A 19,325-nucleotide genomic window follows, 5' to 3' on the forward strand; every position below is an offset into this window, starting at 1 on the left:
TCAGTAAATAATCACGGAGCGGATGGATTTACCATCATGCATCAGATCAAAAGCGTGGTTAATGTCATCCAGTCCCATTGTGTGCGTGACAAACGGTTTCAGGTCGATTTCGCCTTTCATGGCATCTTCTACCATTCCGGGAAGTTGGGTCCGCCCTTTAACACCTCCAAATGCGCTTCCTTTCCATGTACGGCCGGTGACAAGCTGGAACGGTCGGGTTGAAATTTCCTGCCCGGCTCCAGCAACACCAATGACAACTGACTGGCCCCAGCCACGGTGCGCACATTCAAGCGCTGCACGCATGACGTTAACATTGCCAATACATTCAAACGTATGGTCCACGCCCCAGCGTGTTATATCCAGAATGACCTGTTGAATGGGTTTATCAAAATCCGCTGGGTTCAGGCAGTCGGTTGCTCCCATGCTTCTGGCAAGCTCAAATTTGGCCGGATTGGTATCAATGCCAAAAATTCGACCAGCTTTTGCCTGACGCGCTCCCTGAATCACAGCAAGCCCAATTCCTCCAAGGCCAAAAACAGCCACGCTATCTCCGGCCTGCACCTTGGCGGTATTATGCACTGCCCCTATGCCTGTTGTTACGCCACATCCCAAAAGGCAAACGTGCTCATGGTCAGCATGAGGGTTTATTTTGGCGAGTGAGACTTCAGCCACGACCGTGTATTCGCTGAAGGTTGAACACCCCATGTAATGATAAAGCGGCTCTCCATTGTAGGAAAAGCGGCTTGTTCCATCCGGCATAACCCCTTTTCCCTGCGTTTCGCGCACAGCAATGCACAGGTTGGTCTTGCCCGACGTACAAAATTCGCACTTACCACATTCGGCTGTATAAAGCGGAATAACGTGGTCCCCAGGCGCAACAGAAGTCACTCCTTCGCCGACTTCAACAACAACCCCTGCCCCTTCATGCCCAAGCACGCAGGGGAACAACCCTTCTGGGTCGCTGCCAGAGAGGGTAAAGGCATCCGTATGGCATACGCCCGTGTGGGTTATACGAACTAGAACCTCGCCTTTTTTAGGAGGCGCTACGTCAATTTCCACAATTTTGAGAGGCTCATTGGGCGCAAAGGCAACAGCAGCACGAGACTTCATGATCGTTCCTTTTGAGTTATTTTAGATACGTGCGGACAAGCGATAGAATGGTTTCGATACTCTTCTTTTTTCCAGCTTCCAGATTGGGAGCGGAGCCAAATTCTTCGTGAAGATACATGCCCATAACTTCGGACATCAGGCCATTCACTGCCCCACGGATGGCGGCAAGCTGCTGAAGCACCGGCGGGCAGTCTGCGCCAGATTCCAGAGCTCTTTCCAGCGCGTCACACTGCCCTTTTATGCGGCGCAGCCGGGTAAGCGCCTTTTTTTTATCTTCTGGCGTATGCGGCATTCTATGCTTTCATCCCCTTGGTACTATGGGGGAGTATAGTATTGCAGAAGCGACTTGGCTATTTTTTTATGAGAATGTATCGCTTCCATATTTTGTAATCAGGAATATAAATAATATCGGTACATCTATTTTTGGGAATGAAAGAAACCAAAAGTACACGCCAGTATTATGCTGTTTGTTGAGACTAACATAATGCAAAGTGCACATGCGGGCATTACGCCCCATGGAACGGCAATTTTAAGACCAATACCCAGTAATGCTAGTGCTGCTAGGCGCAGTAACGTTGTTTGAAAAGAGTTTATTTTTAAGGAAAATTTTTTACAGATAAAGGCTAGGCTGCAAGCCCATAGGGCACAGGCCATGAAGATTGCAATTTCTGTTTCAAGTAATTTTGTATCAGTCATGGCTATTGTTAGAAGGTATGAAGTAAAGGCTGGTAATGGATGCAAGGCCGGTTACGATGCAAAGACTATTCACCGTGAAGTGAAGGGACGTTGCCCATGCACTAGCTGGAACCATAATCCAGTCAATAACCGGGACGGCCATCCCTGCCAGACCGATTGCCCAGCAGACGACTGTACGGTTTTTGTTGGGAGAAAGGGCCATGGATAGGAAAAAACTACAGGCCCAGATACTAAAAAAACCAATGACCTCAAGTGTATTTCTGGTACACCACATGGTAGGGATAAGCCTGTTGAGTATGAAAAGACTCAGGCAGCTGCATATTAATCCCCCCATGACCGCCAGATTGAGACGACGTGCAAGTTGGAATGATGCTGAGGTTTGTTTTTTCTGACGGGCCGTATAATAAACAAGCCCACTGGCGATCATCAGGGTTGAAGCCAGGCCTCCGCCAAACCAGAGCCAGCGCAGTAAAGGCCCCATGCTGCGTGCTATGTGCAGGCCATCCATAATAAAAAAGGCTTCTTCCGCATATGTTGCGGGTGGAGCTGTGTTGAGCAAACGTCCTGTTTGGCTATTAAACGTGACCGAGGTATCGTTGGCGCTTAGGCTATTATGCCGGATAGCGTAAAATGTTGCTTTTCCCGCGTCAAAAAGCACATAGGAAGCAGACGCGCCCAATTGAGTGTGAGCGTTCTGGAGCATAAGGGCTAATGATGCTTCGGGGGCCCATTGAGGGGCGACCGGCGTCGTGCTGGCCTCCTGCACTGGAACCTCATGTCCAAGTTGGATAACTGGCAATGCATTTTCTGCCGTTAAAATCAGGCCAGTCCAAGTGATGATAACATGGAACGGAAGCATTGCGCTGCCTGTTAAGACATGGAGGTCCAGAAGGCAGCGTGGCAGGGAGGCTTTGAGTCTGAGGGTAAAGTAATCGGGCATCAGGCGTTTGAGATGCAGGAGAACCCCAGAGAGCACCATAGCGGAAAATGCAAAAGCTACACAGGCAACCAGCCTCGCCCCCCATGGGGATGGGATGCGAAGTGTATAGTGGAAATTAAAGAAAAAATTCCCTCCCTCGGTTTGTCTTGCTGGTATTTTCTCTCCTGTTCGTGGGTCCAGAATAGGCCCTACAAAATTATGCCCATCGTAATGAAGAATACGGAGTGTGGGGTCGCGTGCGTCAGGTAGCAGCAGGAATGAGGGCGGTGCTCCTGCTTGATTACTGTCACGCAGGATCTGTTGCGCACGGTCAACCGCAGGTAGAGAGAGCTGTGTGCCATAAGGCACTGTTTCTGTTTCGGGCTGCATCCACCGTGTTAATTCGGTATCGAACAGCGAAAGTGTGCCAGTTAAAAAAATTGCAAACGCAATCCAGCCACTAACAAGACCAACCCAGCGATGTAACCATGCGAGCCGTGCGCGCCGTGCGGGGGTCATGGCTGGAAAACCAGTATTAAAAAACCGCTTAAAGCCAGTCCAACACTCACTCTTAAAGCAGTCCGTGGATTATTGACCCAAAATGCCCAGACGATGACGAGAGGAGCCAGAGCGCTGGCTAAAACCCGATACCCCTGTGTTGCTGCCAGTGCGAAGAGTGGGAAATGACCAACGGCTGCCGACCCCCACAGCACAAGCGCAAGCCACAAAAACAAAGCGGCGGCAAAACGGCGCGTATAATCTGGCACTGTGTTCACAAGCAAAGCCGGGACCAGCGTAATGAGGCTTGGTAGTCCCTTCCCGCACTGTTGATTGCTGGTCCGATGTGCGTAGGAGGCCACGTGGGAGGCTCGGCGGGCAAGATAACTCACTTTCGTGGTTTGGACGGGTATGTCCTTTACACTCTAATGCGAACTACTCTCACCCTCAAGATTGACTGAACGCATTTTGCACCTCTCTGCCTGTTTGCGTGTAAAAAACAGGCAGACGAGGCGCGTTCGCCGACTAATGGCTTATTTCTGTAGCGTACGGGCCAGTTCTGCCAGCGCACTTATCTGACGAGTCAGGAAATCCCGTGTTGAAGTATCGGTTAATGTTTGCGTTTGCGGGTCAATTTTGTTGGTAACCTGACCAATCATAGCTTCCGGTTTGTTCAGGACAAAGGCATCCAGAAACACCAGACTTTGGCGTAAATGATACTGGGCTCGTGCCCCACCAATCTGTCCGGGAGAGGCCGTTTGAATGGCAACGGGCTTTTTGGCCAAAGGTTGTGGTGCTACGCGGGAGAGCCAGTCTATAGCGTTTTTGAGCACACCGGGTACGGAGTAATTATATTCTGGTGTGACAATAATAAGTCCGTCAGATGCCCTTATTTGTTCGGCCATGGCCAGAACAGAGGAGGGAAACCCCTCCTCCTGCATGTCCTGATTGTAATGGGGGAAGTCGGCAATACTTCCAAGAGCTGATATGGACACATCCTCTGGTGCTAACTGAGGAAGACTTCTGGCAATTGCGGCGTTAAAGGAGTTGCGCCTCAAACTACCCAGGAGGGTTACAAAATGTAGCTGTGATGGTGCTGTCATGTTTTATTTCGTCCTTGGCAGTATGGCCGTGGTGGGGTGGCTATGGAGGCGATGTTCAAGCCGGAATGCCGCCAAAGCGACCATTATTGAAGTCTTCTATGGCTTGGCGGATCTCCGCGCGTGTGTTCATGACAAATGGGCCGTACCCTTCAATGGGTTCGTTGAGAGGCGCTCCGGTTAAAACAAGAAAACTGGCGGTGGTTTGTGCCTGAATGGTAATATCCGTTCCATTCTGGTCGAGTAGAACGAGTTGAGCGTTACCGAGTTCCTGTATGCCATTCACATTCAGCCGTCCTTCCAGAAGGACAACAGCGGCATTGTGTCCTTCTGGGAGAGAAAGGGGGAGCACGGCACCTTCATTAAGCCGCACATCCCATACATTGATTGGAGAAAACACGCGTGCTGGCCCGCTGGCTTGGTCGTACTGACCGGCAATCACCCGTAAGGCCCCCGCATCGTGTGGGAAGGAAACAGTAGGAATATCCGTAGCCCGTAGGGTCTGATACGCTGGCGGTGTCAGTTTGTCTTTGGCTGGCAGATTGACCCATAGTTGCACCATTTTGAACGGGCCTCCCGTCGCTGCAAAAGCGGGGGAATGAAACTCCTGATGCATAATACCGCTACCGGCTGTCATCCACTGTACGTCACCCGGTCCTATGGTGCCACCACCACCGGATGAATCACGGTGTTCGACTTCCCCATCATAAACGATTGTTACGGTCTCAAACCCTCTATGAGGGTGCTCGCCAACACCACGCCGTTCGTCTGTGGGGTGGAACTGGTGTGGTCCCGCATAGTCCAGCAGCAGGAAAGGGCTCAGGTGCTTGCCAAGATTGGTATAGGAAAACAGGGAGCGAACAGGAAAACCATTGCCAACCCAATGTCCGCGTTCATTGCCATAGAGGCCGAGAATTTTTTTTTGCATGGTAGGTTCCTCCAGTGTTCGAAGCAGGAGCAGTTGCCGCTCCTTTTTGCTGTTTTTGAACATAAGGTTGGCACAGTGTTCTATAAAGATCGGAAAATCAGACGTTGTGTTCTATGAGTGAGACGATGAGAGACCTTAACGATTTCTATTATTTTGTTCAGATTGTGGACTTCGGTGGGTTTTCTTCAGCCGCTCGGAGAATTGGGGTCCAAAAGTCTTTATTAAGCAGGCGTCTGGCTCTGCTGGAGACACGTCTGAATACCAGACTTTTGCACAGGACATCACGCCATTTTTCGGTCACTGAAGCAGGCCGCCGATTTTATGAACACTGCAAAACCATGCTGGCAGAGGCAGAAGCTGCGGAGCAGTCCGTTGCGCAGTTGCAGACGGAGCCATGTGGCTTAATCCGGATGAGTTGCCCTGTAGCACTCCTGAACTTTCAGTTTGGAGCCATTCTTGCGCGTTTTGTCCTACGTTATCCAGCTGTTACCTTGCAGTTGGAAAGCACAAACCGACGGGTGGATGTGTTGGAGGAAGGAATGGACCTTGCCGTGCGGGTGCGCTTTCCGCCCATTGAGCAGTCTGATCTTATCATGCGTGTGCTGGACACAAGTACTCAGTGCCTGGTGGCTGCGCCTGAATTATTGAAGACGCCCCTAACCTCCCCTGCGGATCTGACAACGCTGCCTAGTTTGGACTTTCATACCAATCCGGCGGAGCATTCATGGGTGCTGGAGAACGAACAGGGGCAGACTGCCACAGTTTTTCATGAACCGCGGCTTGCAACGGATGATATGGCGGTATTGCGGGAAGCCGCTTTGTTAGGTGTTGGCGTTGTGCAGCTACCAACAATTATGGTGTGGAAAGACGTAGAAGCCGGAAGGCTGGTTCAGCTTCTACCGCAATGGACGCCGCGGGCGGGCATTGTGCACGCGGTTTTTCCATCGCGGAAAGGGTTGATGCCAGCCGTAAGAACCTTGCTAGACTTTATGGCGGAGGAATGCGCCAGACAAAGGCAGATGGCTACTTCCACGTTCTTAGCACGATAAGGTTTATTTATTGCGATAATATATGCCTGTATTGTCACACTGATAAATGGTCTGGTCTGATGTAAAAAAGCTGGTAGACGGTTGGGTTCCCGTAATCTGGCAATGATGCTCGAGCACAAACTGGTCCCATTGTTTTTGGCGGTAGTTATGCAGGACTATAGAGCCACCCCACATAATTCCACCAACGATAACAAACGCGAGAACCCATAACACAACGTCTTTTGAATACTTGCTCATGTTCCATATCCCTGCTGAATGGATCAGGCTTTAGGCTATTATTTTTGACCTTCGCCCTTCTGAAACAGAGCGATAAACGCTATCTAATTACTTTTTGAGAAAGAGGCAAATAACGTATTCACAACGCTGACTATGTAATAAATGTTCTATTTATTACGTTTGCATATAATTGTGTGCGGGGTTGGCTGGAACTTCTTGTTTTTGTCGCGCATTGGGGCGGTGGAGAAGAATGACTGGCGGCTGCGCCCCCGTTCCCGCCGTATTAGGCGGAGGCGCAGCCTCGTGTAAGGGCCGTTGTGTAGAAGTGCCGGTTTATGCGGCAGCTAACAATTGAGCATCTGATGCAGAGCCGAAGAATTCATAATGGATTTGTTCTGTCCGAACGCCCTGCGCCTTAAGTGCTTTGATGACATCAAGCATGAACTGATCTGGGCCACATATCCGGTAAGTCGTGTTCGGTTCTATTTGTGTTGATAGCCACTCAGCATTAATGCGGCCTGCGTGTCGTGCTAGCCCAGAGGTTGCTGATGCTTTGTTTGGTAATCCGGTACTATAAAAAATATCGGCACGTACAATGCCTTTGGCAGCCAATGCTTGTATGTACGATCCAAAAGCTTCTGTATCGGCGGCGTGTGTTCCATGCACAAAGCGGGTTGGGCCCGGCTGCTGCTCAATCAACCCCAGTGCGGAGATAAAGGGAGTGAGCCCTATTCCTGCGCTGATAAACATGGTTTTTTCTTCTTTGGACGGATCATAGATAAATTCGCCCGCTGGAGCGGAAACCATAAGTGTGTCTCCCTCCCTGACCGTGTCATGGAACCATGAGGAGACGACACCGCCTTCTGCCTTGCGGATACTGATCCGATAATGGTCAGACGCAGGGGCGGAGGAAATGCTGTAATTGCGGCGTTGCGATCCATGCTCGGGAATATCCAGCTTGAAGCTGAGGTATTGGCCGGGTTTGTGCAGCATAACAGGCTTGTTGTCTGAGGGAACAAGCTCGAATGACCGGACTGTGCTGCTTTCCGTAACAATGGAACGAACGGTAAAGCTGCGCCAGCCGGTCCAGCCGCCGGGGGCTTCCGCATGGTCATGATAAATCTGTTTTTCCCGACCAATCAGCACATTGGCCAGAAACCAGTAGGCCTTGCCCCAGGCATCCATAATTTCCGGGGTAGCGGCATCGCCCAGAACATGGGCAATGGCGCCGAGCAGCGCTTCGCCAACAAAGGGGTAATGCTCGGGCAGAATGTTCAGCCCCACATGCTTTTCAGCAATCCGCTCGACCATGCCTCCAAGCGCGCCTAAATTATTGATATTGCGTGCGTAAGCCAGAACGGCCAATGCCAATGCCTTGGGCTGTTCCCCATCTTTTTGATGGGACATATTAAATAAATCGCGAATTTCCGGATTGGCCAAAAGCCGACGATACATTTCCTGCGTTATAGCCAGTCCATGTGCCTCGAGTGCTGGAACACAGGCAGAAACAATTGTCCGGGTTTTGTCGTCAAGCATGGTGCTCATCAGATGCGTCCAAAAGGTGTAAAATACAGATACCTTTTCTATGGAGCCAACCATAAGATGTCAATGGAATACATCTTATGGTTGGCAGTCATGCAATGGCAAAGCCATGATCGCCATGAATAAACAGCGCCCAGGCATGCAAAACTTGCATATCGTGTGACTAATCCGTTACAAGGAACAAAATTCAACAAAAAAGGACACAGTATGGCAAAGCTGACAGCGCTTCTGACCGATGCCGCAATTTTTGTATTTTTCCCATGGGCTTTGTGGCGGCTCCTGCATAAAGCGCTGCCTATTGCTGTGTTGCCTATCCTTGTTGGCATAGCTCTTGCCGTTTGGCATGTGCCCGTTCAGGCAATGGGCATCCCCTCAGTCTATGGGAATAATATTGGCTGGGTTGCCGTGCTGGTACTCGCTTTTACTGCTGGGCTGGAAATGTGGCAGCATCCCGGTGGGGAGCCTACTGGTCAGGATTTTGAGCAACCCACGCTTGGCCGTCTTTTCGGCGGGGCTGTTGTGGCTCTGGGCCTTCCGTTTCTTGTTGGCACATTTCTGGCTTACACAGTTTTTCTGCATCTGCATGGTTGGAAGGCGCCTGATGCCACGCCTATGATAGCGGCTGCCTCCATAGGTTTGTGCATGGCTGTAAGCGCCCTACCCGTTTTGATTGGTGTTGTGCGCGAACTGGACGTGTCTCAAAAACCTTTAGGGCAATTAGCACTTAAATTGGCAGTCGTGGATGACGCCGCGTTATGGATCGGGCTGGCAGCCCTTCAGTTTGCAGCGCGTGGTTCTGCCGCCCTGCATGGCTGGACAGGGTTGGAAGCGCTGGCTGTTCTTCTGCTGGTTGGTCTTGCTGCGGCAGGGTACTGGGCCTCCCATCATTTCCGGCACCCCCCTTTGTGGGTTATCTGGCTGGCTGTGCCGGTTTATCTGGCGGCTGGGTCGTGGGCCAGTATGCAACTGGGTTTGCATGAGCTGATTGGCGCATATTTTGCGGGTGCCATTATGCCACCGAGCTGGGTCCGGCGTTTGCCGGTGGAAGCTGTGGGAACGTTTGCATTGATCTGGTTTGCGCCCATGTTCTTTGGCCACAGTGGGCTACACATCAATGGGGATGCGCTGACATGGCCATCGGTTGTTGCGTCTCTCGCCTTAGTGGGTATCTCAATGGTAACCAAAATTGCAGCTGTTTACCTTTATCCGCCCGCAGCGGGGCTTAAGCCGAGGCAGGCGTTGGGCGTGGGTGCGCTGTTGCAATGCAAAGGCCTGATGGAAATTGTTGCGGCAACCATTCTGCATGGCAACGGTATGCTGTCTGATTTTGGCTTTGCATCCCTTATGGTGCTGGCAGTTATCTCCACAACGCTGACAGGGCCATTGTTCAAGCTATTCTCTCCTCGCAAGGCTTGAATCCATGTGGCCAACCTTGCGTTGGCCACACCTGCCCTCACGGCATTGTCATATACAAAACCCTTGGCAATCAGGCTGACTTAGCCAACCCTTGAGGAGGGTTAGCGGCATTTATGAACATCTCGCCTCTAATAAGGAGCTGGTATGTTAATGCCCGGCACACCCTCTGCTGATCAGGATAAGGCACCCCGTTTGCTGTTATGGCTCGCGGTTGCACTTTTTCTGTCCTACCTTGCGGTAGCCATGTCCATGCCGACAACCACGGTGTATGTGGCAACATCGCTCCATATGGGTAATGCGCTAGCCGGGTTGGCTGTGGGCGTTGCGTTTGTTTCCACCATTATCACACGTGGGTTTGCTGGTCGGTTTGCCGACCATAAGGGTGGCAAACGCTGTATGCTGTATGGGTTAGTATTTTATACCCTGAGCGGGGTTCTGGCTGCCGTAGTTACATGGCTGACTGTTCCGTGGGCAGCATTTGGTATGCTTGTTGTGGCGCGTCTGACGCTTGGCTTGGGCGAAAGCCTGACGGTGGTCGGGCTGCTGGCTTGGGGAATAGGCCTTATGGGGCACCACCGCTCGGGGCGTGTGTTGTCTGTTGTTGGTATGGGGATGTATGGCTCGTTGGCGGCGGGCAGCCCGGTGGGGCTGGGTCTCTACAACCAGGGTGGATATTTGTTGGTCGCCCTTGCCTGCATTGCAACACCGGTGGTTGGTTTTGCAATGGCGGCTCCTGTTACCGCTGTGCCTCCTCTTGGTGGAGATCGGCTCCCCATAAGCCGCATTATTAACAAAATCGCAGATCTTGGGCTGGTTGTATTTGTTCAGGGCATCGGTTTTGCAGCGATTGGCGCATTTATGCCGCTCATGTTCCTGCATCGACATTGGCCCCATGCGGCGCTGGGACTGACGTTTTTTGGTGTAGCCTTTGTGCTGGTCAGAATTTTGTGCAGCCACCTGCCCGATAAGCTGGGTGGCGCACGGGTCGCGTTTGTTTCCATGCTGGTGGAAACCTGTGGGCAGCTTTTGCTCTGGCAGGCCGCGACCCCGAATGTGGCCCTTGCCGGGGCTTTTTTGACCGGATGCGGCTGCTCCATGATTTTCCCTGCCATGGGGGTGGAGGTTGTCAGGCGTGTTGCACCGCAAATGCGGGGCACTGCCATGGGGGGATTTGCCGCTTTTCAGGACCTTGCATACGGGGCAACCGGCCCTTTGACGGGTTTGTTGGCTGAGAGAGCGGGAGATAGCATCGTTTTTATGGTGGGCGGCATGGCTGGCGTTGGGGGGCTGTTACTGTCCGCACGTCTGGCATGGCAGGAACGCATTGCAATGATGCCTGACTGAACAGCACTATGATGGAGATCAGTATGAAACGCGTAGCTTTGGCGGCCACCATTCTTTTGGGTGTTCCTGTTTTGGTTCACGCCCAGACGGTGCCTGTCGCCCTAACTCATATTCGGATCATAGATGGCACCGGCGCTCCTGCCATAGAGAACGGAACCGTCGTTATGCAGGACGGGGTCATTGTGGCTGCGGGCCGGGATGTGGCAATTCCCGCTCATGCTCAGATTCTGGATCGGTCGGGAGAAAGCGTTCTACCCGGTCTCATCTCCGATCATAGCCACATCGGCCAGTTGCAGGGTGTTCATACAGGACCGCAGTTTTACACGTCCGATATTATTTCCTCCGAGTTGGCACAGTATCGACGGTATGGCGTGACCACAGTGACGGCTTTGGGCAATAATGTTCCGCGTGTTTTTGATCCCATGCGCAAAGATGCGCATATGGGGCTACTGCCAGTGGACCTGTTCGGCGTTGATCAGGGTATTGGCGTGCCCCGTGGGGCACCTCCCGTCAATGTCGCACCAGACCAGTTATTCAGGCCTCACACGCCGGAAGAAGCACGGGGCAATGTGGATGCTATGGCAGCGGAAGGGACCGATCTGGTCAAAATCTGGGTAGATGACTTTGACCACTCCCTCCCTGTTAAAATGGACCCGGCCATTATAAAGGCCGTGGTGGATGAATCACATAAAAAGCATTTGCGTGTTGCCGCACATATTCATGATCTGGATGATGCGGAAGACGTTGTGGCCATGGGGGTAGATATTCTGGCTCATGGCGTGCGAGATAAGCCCGTTCCGCCGTCTTTGGTCCAGTCCCTTAAAGAGCGTGGGGTTTGGTATATTGCCACGTTGGAGTTGGATGAAGCGACAACCGTATGGGCGGACCAGCCAGCATGGACGAAAGCCCCATTTATTGTTGCAGGACTTTCTACCCCGCTGATCGAGCAGATCAATAATCCAGAGTGGCGGCAGGAGAACAGGTCTGGCCCCAAGGCGGAGTTTGCTCGCACATCTCTGTCTAATAATCTGCAAAATCTCAAAACACTCTGGAATGCTGGAGTGAGGATCGGTTTTGGCACAGATAGTGGAGCAACCCCGTTACGCGTGCCCGGGGTTGCCGAGCATCGTGAACTTGCTCTTATGGTTCAGGCCGGGCTGACGCCTTTGCAGGCTCTGCACATTGCGACGCAAGAAGCAGCAGAGTTGCTGGACCTCCATGACCGCGGCGTTATTGTTGCTGGCAAAAGGGCTGATTTGCTCATTGTCGCGGGTAATCCCGACCGGTCAGTGGCTGATGCTGACCGTGTGGTGGAAACATGGGAGAATGGTTCTGCCGTAGCTGGCCCCGTACCGATTAAAATGGATCACTCCACCCGCTGATAGGTAACGTTAAAAATCATAGAGCAGGCCGTTATTGCATCCATAGGGGTATTGGGAGGTGAACATGCATAAATTTGGACCATTTTTACTGGGGGTTGGTTTATGGGCTGGTCTGCTGTCATCTGTTCAGGCTCAGACTTTTCCGATTACCAGTAATGCGGACCCGGCTTTTGGCCGAACAGGGCATGTTCAGATTGTTGCCAGCATAACCACGCCAGATCCTTCAGGCATTGCTGTTGTGGGTGGAAAACTGTTTCTTACCTTCCCTAAGCATGATGGGGATCATAGCGGACCGGTTCTGGCGGAATGGAAAGAGGGGCGGCTTATTCCTTTTCCTTCCGCTGCGTTTTCGGCCTCATCTACAGGGGAACCACAAACACGGCTTATTTCTCCGCATGGCATGACAACTGATACGCAAGGGAACCTGTGGATTATTGATGATGGCAAGGTTAAAGGGCAGCCTATTCCGGCTGGTGGAGCTAAGGTTGTGGGCATTAACCCTGTAACTGGGCAGGTTTTTGCGTGTGTTGTCCTCAAGGATGCTTTATTGCCCGGAAGCCATATGAATGACCTTCGTGTTGACCTGACACACGGCAAAAAAGGCGTGGCGTATATAACGGACAGTTCGTTTGATGGGCATCCCGCTCTGGTTGTGCTGGATATTGCAACTGGTCAGCAACGGCGTGTGTTGGCCAATACCGTATCCGTCCTACCCGATACCGGATACCAGACTGTGCTGGATGGGCGTGTTCTGCATTATGACCCTAGCCACCCAACGTTTCCTGCCGGGGGCGCAGACGGTATTACCCTCTCTGCAGATTCGACACGGGTCTATTATGCCCCTTTGGCAAGTCGGCGGCTGTATAGTCTGCCAACGGAAAAATTAGCCGATTTTAGCGTTAGCTCCGAGCAGCTTGCTGCTCTTGTTGTTGATGAAGGGGAAAAGGGCGCTGCTGATGGGCTGGCAACAGACCCATGGGACCGAATTTATACAACGGCAGCGGACCATGACGCGGTCTTCCGCCGAAACCCGGATGGGACTTTTGAACAGATAGCCTCTGACTCACGGTTTGTTTGGCCCGATGGTATTTTTGCAGACCAACAGGCCGTGTACGTTGTGCTTGGGCAATGGAGCCGCCTCCCCCGCCTGCATGACGGGCAGGATATGCGTAAACCGCCTTTTCTGGTTGCCAAAATCCCGATCAACCCGCCTGCGTCACACTAAACGGTAGAATTTGGAGCAGCTAATTCTAGGCCTTGTGCGAGGGAGCGGGATGCAGGCAAATACTTTCCGGTCTGGCTGGAGAAATCAGGGCCAGTCCAGCTTGTTGCGCAGTTCTGAGAGCCAAGGCTGTGGGAGCAGAGAGCGAAACCAGCGCACGCATACCAGAGGCAACGGCCTTAGCGGCCATTTCATAAGAGCAGCGGCTGGTTAACACACAAAAACCGTCTGAGAAATCGAGATGGGTTTGCAGACCGTGGCCAATTAACTTGTCTAAAGCATTGTGTCGGCCGACGTCTTCCCGAATGGATGCAATGTGTCCGTCAGTACTGCACCATGCTGCAGCATGAAGCATACCGATGCCCACATTAAGGGTTTGGTGGTCCCGCAGGTTTGCCAACGCTGTGCGGATTGCCTGTAATTCTGGCGTATAACCCTGAACTGCATGTGGTGTGCATTTGATGACACTGCCCATATCTGAACCGCATATGCCACATCCGGTACGACCGGCTATTGGGCGTCTGCTACGGGCCAGAACCTTCCTGAGTGCATCGGCACCAATACGAATATCCGCTTTTAGGCCATCAGCAACAGGAGAAATGCTAACCTGTTTGATTTCAGATAAAGAACTGACAATTCCTTCCGTCATGGAAAAACCAATAACAAAGTCCGTCATGTCGTGTGGGGTTACCATCATGACCGCATAATCAATGCCATTATAGACCAACGCGAGAGGCACTTCTTCAGCCAATTGCAAAGTGTCTTCTGTCATTGTTTCTGTCTGTTTGGGCCAGGTAATCCGCTCCACATGACAGGCACTTGAAATGGGGAAATGTGTTACGTCATTGGCCATTGCTGTTATTCTTATTCTGATTTTGTAAAATAGCTTTTACTGCCAGCAGATCTTCTGGTGTGTTGATGTTCAAAAACGGGTCTGCTGAATCTGAAGAGGAAAAATCGACGGCGCGCGCATCAAGCGCATGTGCCAGAGTGCAAACCCGTGTGTTCTGTTTTCTGTTCTGTTCAGATATGTTCGCAAGCTGTGAAGCGAGCAGTGCGCGGGCAGAACGCACAGGCCATGCTGCGACCAGGGAGTGGCGCTGCTCCCCATATGTAGCATAGGACGCTGCAGGCAATAACGTTTTGATCAGGTTGCTGGGGATTAATGGCGTATCAACAGGGATGCTGACCAAAACGTCAAATCCTGTTGCCTCAGCCCATTCCAGACCGCGCAATAATCCGGCGAGTGGCCCGGTATCCTGTAGTGTATCTGCCAGAACGGGGCATCCCCACGGAGCAAATCTTTGCGCATCGCCATTAGCGCTTATCGCAATTCCCGCACATTCTGTTTTCAGGCGGGCAATGACCCAGTCAATGCATGGTCGCTTATTGATTTCCATAAACGCTTTGTCAGCACCGAGCATCCGCCGCCCCTGCCCTCCGGCCAGCACTAGTCCCGCTACTTTTAACGTGTGTTGCATGATGGGCGTGTCTCTATCCGTTTAGGCTGGTCATTGTGCTTGAGTCTGGTTAGGAATCAAAGCCCCGCAGTAAAACTACGTAGGTTGGTCTGTCTATGCCGCGTAACGACAAACAACGGATTTTTGGTATTATCGGACGGAGCGGGTCGGGCAAAACGCATCTTATCAGCCGTCTTATCCCTTTTTTTCGCCAGAGCGGGCTGAGTGTTTCCACCATAAAGCACACCCACCACGGTGTGGACATGGATAAACCGGGGAAAGATACCTTCCTGCATAGGGAGGGTGGAGCCACAGAAGTAATGCTGGCAACGCCCGATCGCTGGGTTCTGCAACATGAATGTTCCACTCCACCAGTTCTGGACGAACTTCTAGCTGCCATGCTGCCGGTTGATCTGGTTTTGGTTGAGGGGTTTCATGCCGATGTGCCGGCTTGTCTGGAGGTTTGGCGCTCTGTAACAGGTAAAGACCCGCTTTTTACAAATGAGAAGCAGATTACAGCAATTGCAACCGATAGTTCCGCATCACTACATATACCTAACGGAACAACAGTTTTTTCTATAGAAGATATCCAAAGTATTGCATGTTATATTCAGCAGCAGGCATTTTTATGGTCTTTTTCCCAAAAACCTTAGTTCAAAGGTATGGCAGAACACCAGTCTCCGACGTTCAAGGTTTGTCCAGCCGGAATAAGAAGAAGTCCTGTGGCATGGGAAAAACAGAGTATATCTGAAGCACCCCGGGAAGGAACGGCAGTAAATACACCTTCTTTTCCGCTTTGTGCATAGGTGACGGGTACAAAGCATGTTGTCTCTGCGGGAGATGAAAAAGAAAAACTGCTTCTTCCATCCGACGTATAGGGAATATCAGATTCAGATTTTACGTTTATAAGGGAACGTAAAAATGGAATAACAAAAAACAGGGTGCAGATGGCCGTGGCGCCCGGGTTGCCCGGTAAGCAGAATACGGGTTTATGACCAAGCGTCATAACCGTTAGCGGTTTACCGGGTTTGATTTTGACACGCCTGAACAGGCAGGATGCGCCAAGTTGCTCCATAACAGGCAATACATGGTCTGTTTGCCCGACGGAAATACCGCCAGTGGTTATAAGAACGTCGGACTGGGCCTCCATCTCCAACACTGCATTTTGCAGGTCTTGGCGGTTGTCTGAGCCGACAACACGGGTAACAACATGCAAGCCTAAGCTTTCCAGCATTGCTGTAAGCAAGGGCGTATTGATTTCGGCTCGGCAATCCTGAGCGTTGTCTGCAAATTCGGCACCATTGGCAATAAGACCAATACGAACCTGTTTATAAACGGCCAATTGTTTCATGTTTTGGCTGGCTAACAATGCCACATGGCGCCAGTCCAGTTTCTGTCCTGCTGTCAGGAGTGTGGAGCCGGTTGGAAACTCCTCTCCTTCTCGCCGGATATTTTTCCCCGCAGCTATATCGGACAAGGCCAGACGGAGTGTGCCGTCACACATTTCCACTCGTTCTCGGGCTATAACGCAATCTGCCCCCAAGGGTATGCGTGCGCCGGTTAGGATGGTGGCGGCGGTTCCATTCTGGTGCGGTGGAGGGCACTCTCCCGCAGTAATATAATCCCGCAATGGAAGTGTAACATGGCTTTGGCCTGTGTCTGGAATATCCGCACAGCATAAAGCATACCCGTCCATAGCAGAAATATCAGCTTCCGGCCGAGGCGTACTGGCCTTTAGGTTCTGCGCCAGAATGCGACCTCTTGCCTGACTGAGGGGGATAAACTCGGTTTGTGGCGCAGGCTGCGATTTGGCTAACTGGGCAAGCAGAGCTTGTGCTTGATCGTAATCAACCATCGCGGGAGCCTGACGTTGTTCAGGCCCGGCCGGTGATGGCTGAGGAAAATGTACGCGGCAATCCATAATCGGACTATGCAGGAAAGGAGAAGGGATTGATGCCAATACGCATAAAGCCATTTTCTTCTATGGCATTATCAAGCGAGAAACTGCCCAGATCATCCGCCATGGCTTCCAGTTCGGGATCGTAGTCCAGCCGGAAGGTCTTAATGTAACCTTTACAGTCACCACAGGTTTCAATCTGGATGGGAGATTTAGCGTCGTCCAGTGTCCAATGGTCGATTTTGTCACTGGCACCACAGTCAACGCAGACGGCCCGCACGCGGTGCCAACGTGTTTCACACAGGCTACACTGCAAATACCGCAGTCCTTCACGGGCACCACCAAGGACCAGACTGCCCACGGGGGGCGCATGGCAGCAGGGACAGCATACAGCCGCACCGATCGGCTGCGTAACGGCCTCCTCCTGCTGTGTCGCAACAGCTTGCGCCCAGCAGATGGAAAGAGCCGCCCATAACACAACAGCCGCTCCTGCGTTCACTTGTTGATACTGGGACCACAAAAGGTCAGTAGCAGCGCGTATAAGCCGAGGTTTATCAGCGGCAAGTTCGGTCAGATTTTGCTGTATGGGAGATGGCAGAAACGCAGAAATCTGCTGGAGCAGTGTAGTATAGGCATTCTGCCAGCACGTTATGCTGGCAAGACTGTCCTCTAAGAGTTCTGAATCCAAACCGTGGCTGAAAAGTCCGAGAATGGCGCGACGATTGGGCTGATCGAGCGGCATATGCTCCAGAATATGCTTCTGGGCGTGGACCAGATGGGAGAGAAAGCGGAAATATTCCCCGTTTTCTTCTTGCTTGGTTGCTAGCACATTCAGCCGTTGAAGGCGGCGATCATACAGTTTCTCCAGTATGGGAAAAAGAACTGGATCAATCGCCACAATACCGGGAGTGCGTTTGTCTGGTGAGACGATGTCAGACATATTTGGCATCAGTAATGTCTCTTTGCCGAAGATGGCTGAGGGGGGGCGACCTCTTCCTCATACCAGCGGTCATGATGCTGCCTTGCCCACGCGCGGGATACATATCCACTAATCATGCCGCCAATGGAGCCACGGACCCATATGCCCATATAAATATGCCCGATCACAAGTAATATGAGTCCAAGACCCGCTAGTGAATGGGCCAGTAACGCTAGACGGAGCACGGGGATGGGAAAGAGTGCCGCAAAATAAGCGCGCCAGATCATTAACCCGCTGACAAACAGAAGGCTGATAAAGGACATAATGCTCCAGAAGAGAATTTTCTGGCCTGCATTATATTTGCCAATCTGAAGTTTCTGGCCATGTTTGTTCAGTAGCACATCTACAATATGCCGGAACCATATCAGATCAGTGCGAACAAACAGGTTATGGTGCACAAAACGTACAAACATGCACATCAGCAAACCAAATACGGCAATGCCTAAAAAGGGATGCAATACGCGGGCAAGTTGTGGTGGACCAAGCACATACCCCAACCAGTTCAGGCTTGGGAAAAACCATGAGAGGCCAGACAGTGCAACCAGAGTGAAGCATGAAACCATGCTCCAGTGGAGCATACGGTCAATCAGCTTGGTGCGTAATACCAGATTGCCGTTATCCATTATGCTTCCCTCCCATTTTTGTCAGGGCCTTCCTGCGCATTTTCCAGCTCTTTTTCTGGCTCGGGCGGTGGTGTTTCGTCCGTAGTATTGGCCCCTACCCCCATGTAATGGGCAAATGCTCCTGCTAGTGTGGCAATAAAACCAAGAGCCCCAACAGGTTTGAGCCATTCTTTCCATCCCCGGACAACGGGGCTGATGTGCGGATCATCAGGGAGGCGGTGGTACAGGCTGGGTTTGTCCGCATGTGTCAGAACGTACATGACGTGCGTGCCCCCCACACCCGCAGGGTCATACAGGCCTGCATCATCATGTCCCCGACCTTTGAGTTCCTCAATGCGTGTTGCAGCAAGGTCTTTCATTTCGGCTTTTGAGCCAAAGGAAATGGCGCCAGTCGGGCAGGTTTTAACGCAGGCAGGCTCCTGCCCTACCGCAACTCTGTCTGCACAGAGCGTGCATTTGTAGGCTCTATTGTCTTTTGAACTAATGCGGGGAACGTCAAACGGGCAGCCCGCAACGCAGTAACCGCAGCCAATACATTGTTCGGACTGAAAATCGACAATACCATTAGCAAACTGCAAGATAGCACCGGGGCTTGGGCAGGCTTTCAGGCAACCGGGGTCGGCGCAGTGCATGCAGCCTTCCTTGCGTAAAAGCCATTCCAGCTTGCCGCTTTCATCCTCATATTCATCAAATCGGATGACTGTCCATGTTTCGGAGGACAGGTTGGCAGGGTTATCATACACCCCCACGTTATGACCAACCTCGTCGCGCAGATCGTTCCATTCGGAACAAGCAACCTGACATCCCTTGCAGCCTGTGCAAAGGGAGACATCAATCAGCTTGGCCACTTCCTGCTCGTGGCTGCGGGCCTGCGGCAGCTGCGTCAGTCCATTGGTGGCGGAGCGGCGAAGGATGTCTTGTGACTGCATACCCATCAGCGCACC

19 protein-coding genes and 1 pseudogene are annotated in these 19,325 nt (G+C 51.9%); 7 read left to right on the forward strand and 13 right to left on the reverse strand.

The annotated features are described in order from the left end of the window. The 6 genes from AGA_RS08120 to AGA_RS08140 all read right to left on the reverse strand — a co-directional run bounded on the left by AGA_RS08120 (position 1) and on the right by AGA_RS08140 (position 5,251). Positions 1-1,110 carry an S-(hydroxymethyl)glutathione dehydrogenase/class III alcohol dehydrogenase gene (locus AGA_RS08120; protein ID WP_059023802.1) on the reverse strand — a complete coding sequence of 370 codons (1,110 nt, stop codon included), beginning with the start codon at positions 1,108-1,110 and terminating at the stop codon, positions 1-3. 16 nt (positions 1,111-1,126) lie between these two features. Continuing rightward, positions 1,127-1,402, reverse strand: coding sequence for a metal-sensing transcriptional repressor (locus AGA_RS08125; RefSeq protein WP_059023803.1), 276 nt, complete (start codon positions 1,400-1,402; stop codon positions 1,127-1,129). 125 nt (positions 1,403-1,527) lie between these two features. After that, positions 1,528-1,806 (reverse strand): hypothetical protein, encoded by a 279-nt coding sequence (locus AGA_RS13725; RefSeq protein WP_157065329.1) that lies wholly within the window; start codon positions 1,804-1,806, stop codon positions 1,528-1,530. Then, positions 1,799-3,244 (reverse strand): PepSY-associated TM helix domain-containing protein, encoded by a 1,446-nt coding sequence (locus tag AGA_RS08130; protein ID WP_059023804.1) that lies wholly within the window; start codon positions 3,242-3,244, stop codon positions 1,799-1,801. Before AGA_RS08130 ends, AGA_RS13725 begins: the two co-directional genes overlap by 8 nt. Positions 3,245-3,756: 512 nt before the next feature. After that, the gene (locus AGA_RS08135; protein ID WP_059023805.1) at positions 3,757-4,326 is read right to left on the reverse strand and encodes an NADPH-dependent FMN reductase; all 570 of its coding nucleotides are present in this window, start codon (positions 4,324-4,326) and stop codon (positions 3,757-3,759) included. 55 nt (positions 4,327-4,381) lie between these two features. Continuing rightward, positions 4,382-5,251: a pirin family protein gene (locus AGA_RS08140; RefSeq protein ID WP_059024765.1), complete on the reverse strand. Its 870-nt coding sequence runs from the start codon at positions 5,249-5,251 to the stop codon at positions 4,382-4,384. Between the two features lie 125 nt (positions 5,252-5,376). Between AGA_RS08140 and AGA_RS14110 the strand changes: the two are divergent. Both AGA_RS14110 and AGA_RS08145 read left to right on the forward strand, forming a co-directional pair. Beyond that, a pseudogene (locus AGA_RS14110) lies at positions 5,377-5,553 on the forward strand (LysR family transcriptional regulator); the annotation flags it as partial. A gap of 36 nt (positions 5,554-5,589) precedes the next feature. Beyond that, positions 5,590-6,300, forward strand: coding sequence for a LysR substrate-binding domain-containing protein (locus AGA_RS08145; RefSeq protein ID WP_231946119.1), 711 nt, complete (start codon positions 5,590-5,592; stop codon positions 6,298-6,300). A 549-nt stretch (positions 6,301-6,849) separates the two neighbouring features. Here AGA_RS08145 and hmpA read toward each other — a convergent pair. Next, a complete protein-coding gene (hmpA, locus tag AGA_RS08155) occupies positions 6,850-8,061 on the reverse strand; it encodes an NO-inducible flavohemoprotein (RefSeq protein WP_059024766.1) in 1,212 nt (403 codons plus the stop codon). 204 nt (positions 8,062-8,265) lie between these two features. Between hmpA and AGA_RS08160 the strand changes: the two genes are divergently transcribed. The 4 genes from AGA_RS08160 (at position 8,266) to AGA_RS08175 (ending at position 13,425) form a co-directional block, all read left to right on the forward strand. After that, the gene (locus AGA_RS08160; protein WP_059023808.1) at positions 8,266-9,474 is read left to right on the forward strand and encodes a cation:proton antiporter; all 1,209 of its coding nucleotides are present in this window, start codon (positions 8,266-8,268) and stop codon (positions 9,472-9,474) included. Between the two features lie 150 nt (positions 9,475-9,624). After that, positions 9,625-10,818 (forward strand): MFS transporter, encoded by a 1,194-nt coding sequence (locus AGA_RS08165; RefSeq protein WP_083503589.1) that lies wholly within the window; start codon positions 9,625-9,627, stop codon positions 10,816-10,818. 23 nt (positions 10,819-10,841) lie between these two features. Next, positions 10,842-12,200, forward strand: a complete 1,359-nt coding sequence (locus tag AGA_RS08170; protein WP_231945744.1) for an amidohydrolase family protein — start codon at positions 10,842-10,844, stop codon at positions 12,198-12,200. A gap of 64 nt (positions 12,201-12,264) precedes the next feature. Continuing rightward, positions 12,265-13,425 carry an SMP-30/gluconolactonase/LRE family protein gene (locus AGA_RS08175; RefSeq protein WP_059024768.1) on the forward strand — a complete coding sequence of 387 codons (1,161 nt, stop codon included), beginning with the start codon at positions 12,265-12,267 and terminating at the stop codon, positions 13,423-13,425. 25 nt (positions 13,426-13,450) lie between these two features. Here AGA_RS08175 and fdhD read toward each other — a convergent pair whose 3' ends face one another. After that, positions 13,451-14,194: a formate dehydrogenase accessory sulfurtransferase FdhD gene (gene fdhD, locus AGA_RS08180; protein WP_231945745.1), complete on the reverse strand. Its 744-nt coding sequence runs from the start codon at positions 14,192-14,194 to the stop codon at positions 13,451-13,453. Positions 14,195-14,264: 70 nt separating this feature from the next. After that, positions 14,265-14,903 (reverse strand): molybdenum cofactor guanylyltransferase, encoded by a 639-nt coding sequence (gene mobA / locus AGA_RS08185; protein ID WP_059023811.1) that lies wholly within the window; start codon positions 14,901-14,903, stop codon positions 14,265-14,267. A gap of 95 nt (positions 14,904-14,998) precedes the next feature. Here mobA and mobB point away from each other — a divergent pair, with 95 nt between their 5' ends. Beyond that, positions 14,999-15,535, forward strand: coding sequence for a molybdopterin-guanine dinucleotide biosynthesis protein B (mobB, locus tag AGA_RS08190; protein ID WP_059023812.1), 537 nt, complete (start codon positions 14,999-15,001; stop codon positions 15,533-15,535). On the opposite strand, the gene AGA_RS08195 is transcribed toward mobB, so the two are convergent. Genes AGA_RS08195 through fdxH form a run of 4 tightly spaced genes read right to left on the reverse strand, consistent with a single transcriptional unit; the run spans position 15,532 to position 19,316 of the window. Beyond that, a complete protein-coding gene (locus AGA_RS08195) occupies positions 15,532-16,857 on the reverse strand; it encodes a molybdopterin molybdotransferase MoeA (protein ID WP_306416234.1) in 1,326 nt (441 codons plus the stop codon). The two genes, mobB and AGA_RS08195, sit on opposite strands and share 4 nt — an antisense overlap. Further along, positions 16,811-17,719: a formate dehydrogenase accessory protein FdhE gene (gene fdhE, locus AGA_RS08200; protein ID WP_231945747.1), complete on the reverse strand. Its 909-nt coding sequence runs from the start codon at positions 17,717-17,719 to the stop codon at positions 16,811-16,813. The genes AGA_RS08195 and fdhE overlap by 47 nt, the downstream gene beginning before the upstream one ends. A gap of 8 nt (positions 17,720-17,727) precedes the next feature. Next, positions 17,728-18,381: a formate dehydrogenase subunit gamma gene (locus tag AGA_RS08205; protein ID WP_059023815.1), complete on the reverse strand. Its 654-nt coding sequence runs from the start codon at positions 18,379-18,381 to the stop codon at positions 17,728-17,730. After that, positions 18,381-19,316, reverse strand: a complete 936-nt coding sequence (fdxH, locus tag AGA_RS08210; protein ID WP_059023816.1) for a formate dehydrogenase subunit beta — start codon at positions 19,314-19,316, stop codon at positions 18,381-18,383. Before fdxH ends, AGA_RS08205 begins: the two co-directional genes overlap by 1 nt. Positions 19,317-19,325 lie beyond the last annotated feature (9 nt).

It is taken from the genome of Acetobacter ghanensis, assembly GCF_001499675.1.
GTDB classification, from domain to species: Bacteria; Pseudomonadota; Alphaproteobacteria; order Acetobacterales; family Acetobacteraceae; genus Acetobacter; species Acetobacter ghanensis.